Origin of the sequence: Stenotrophomonas sp. GD03777 (assembly GCF_029842485.1) — a bacterium.
Classification (GTDB): domain Bacteria; phylum Pseudomonadota; class Gammaproteobacteria; order Xanthomonadales; family Xanthomonadaceae; genus Stenotrophomonas; species Stenotrophomonas sepilia.
The window spans coordinates 1-2,233 of the sequence record NZ_JAOCGL010000215.1 but is presented as its reverse complement, the minus strand read 5'-3'; the positions used below and the strand labels follow the sequence as shown (position 1 = coordinate 2,233).

Genomic DNA, 2,233 nt, shown 5'->3' with positions numbered 1-2,233 from the left:
CGCGCGTCCTGCCCGGCCTCGCAGTGCACGAACAGTACCGGCACGCCATGTGCTTCCAGCACCGCGGCCATCTGTCGCTGGCGCATCAGGAACTGCTCGTAGATGCCCTTCAGGCGATCGCAGTCGTTCTTGCTGTGGCTGTAGTGCGCGCACCAACCGGCCGGGTCGAACAGCGCCATGCGTGCTTCGCCATGCGTATAGCGCAGCAGCGGCTCGGGCGCGGCATTGAGCCACTCGTCCTCGCCCGGCGCCATGATCGCGGTCTCGATCAGCGGCCACAGTGCGGCCAGGCCCTGGTTGTCGTACTGCATCGACATCATCGCGGCCAGGTCGTTCACGGTGAAATAGCGCGCGTGCTCGATGCGGGCACCGAAGGTGTTCTGCGCCATCAGCGCGGTGTCGGCGTGCGCCATGCCGTTGGCCAGCAAGGTTTCTTCCAGCGCATCGGCGACCGCGCTGGTGGTGGCCACGTCGCTGCCGGTCAGCAGGAACGGCACCACGCGCAGGCCACCGCCCACCAGCGTGGCATCGGCCTGGAACGGCAGTGGCACGTCACCTTCGGCATCGGTACCGAAGGCCAGCAGGCGCGGGCCCTGGTTGCGGCCCGGGGCACGCATCTGCAGTTCTTCCAGGCGGCGATGGATCGGCCAGCCCGGACGCAGCACTTCGGCCGGGTCGAAATGCGCGGCGGCGAACACCAGGTCCAGCTCGGCCACCTGTGGCACCAGCTTGGCCAGGTCACGGCCGACGCGTTCGGCCAGTTCACCGGCCTGTTCAGCGCTGAGCACCGCCTGGCGGGGGATTTCGCCGCCGGCCAGTTCCAGGGCCAGCACGCCAAGGGCATTCATCGCGGGGTCGGGTTTGCTCATGGTTCCACGGTTGGCCCATCACAGGGCGGCAGCTACACTTGGCTCCATTATGCCTGCTCCGTCGTGCAGGCCATGTTGCAGACACCCTCATCCATGCCAGGTATCTCCATGCCCAACGCTCGTCCCGTCGCCATCCTCGGTGGCGTCCGCATTCCGTTCTGCCGCCAGAACACCGCGTACTCGGATGTCGGCAACCTCGGCATGTCGGTCCGTACGCTGGGCGCGCTGGTCGAACGGTTCGGCCTGCATGGCCAGCAGCTGGGTGAAGTGGCGATGGGCGCGGTGATCAAGCATTCCAGCGACTGGAACCTGGGCCGCGAAGCGACGCTGTCCTCCGGCCTGTCGCCGCTGACCCCGGGCATCACCCTGCAGCGCGCCTGCGGTACCTCGCTGGACAGTATCATCACCGTGGCCAACAAGATCGCGCTGGGACAGATCGAATCGGGCATCGGCGGTGGTTCGGACACCACCTCCGACGTGCCGATCGTTTACGGCAAGAAGCTGCGTGCACGCCTGCTGGCGGCCAACCGCGCCAAGAGCACCGGCGACAAGATCCGTGCGCTCACCGCCGGCTTCAAGTTCTCCGAGCTCAAGCCCGAGTTCCCGGGCGTGGCCGAGCCGCGCACCGGCAAGAGCATGGGCGACCACTGCGAGGACATGGCGAAGGAGTGGAACATCTCGCGCGACTCGCAGGATGAGTGGGCGGTGTCGTCGCACAAGAAGCTGGCTGCCGCCTACGAGCGTGGCTTCTTCAACGACCTGATCGCACCGTTCCGTGGCGTCGAGCGCGACAACATCCTGCGCCCGGATACCTCGCTGGAAAAGCTGGCGACGCTGAAGCCGGCGTTCGACAAGGTTTCCGGGCGTGGCACGCTCACCGCCGCCAATTCCACCCCGCTGACCGACGGTGCCGCTGCGGTACTGCTGGCCAGCGAAGAGTGGGCGCGCGCGCATGGCCATGAGCCGCAGGCCTACCTGCGTGACGCACACGTGGCGGCAGTGGACTTCGTGCATGGCGAAGGCCTGCTGATGGCGCCGACCATCGCGGTGCCGGAGATGCTCAAGCGCAACGGCCTGACCCTGCAGGACTTCGACATCTACGAGATCCACGAAGCCTTTGCCGCGCAGGTGTTGTGCACCCTGCGTGCGTGGGAGAGCGAGGATTACTGCCGCAACCGCCTGGGCCTGGACGCGCCGCTGGGCCGCATCGACCCGGACAAGATCAACCTGCTGGGCTCGTCGCTGGCCACCGGCCACCCGTTCGCCGCTACCGGCGCACGCGTGATCGCCACGGCAGCCAAGCAGCTGGCCGAACGCGGCGGTGGCCGCGCACTGGTGTCGATCTGCACCGCCGGCGGCATGGG

General features: G+C 67.6%; 2 protein-coding genes. One reads left to right on the top strand and one right to left on the bottom strand.

Features of this window, described 5'->3' with window-relative positions; all coding sequences use genetic code 11:
• On the bottom strand, window positions 1–869 hold an 869-nt coding region (locus N5E02_RS20865; protein ID WP_279946729.1), incomplete at its 3' end, for a hypothetical protein.
• A 93-nt stretch (window positions 870–962) separates the two neighbouring features.
• Here N5E02_RS20865 and N5E02_RS20860 point away from each other — a divergent pair.
• On the top strand, window positions 963–2,233 hold a 1,271-nt coding region (locus N5E02_RS20860; RefSeq protein ID WP_279946728.1), incomplete at its 3' end, for an acetyl-CoA C-acetyltransferase.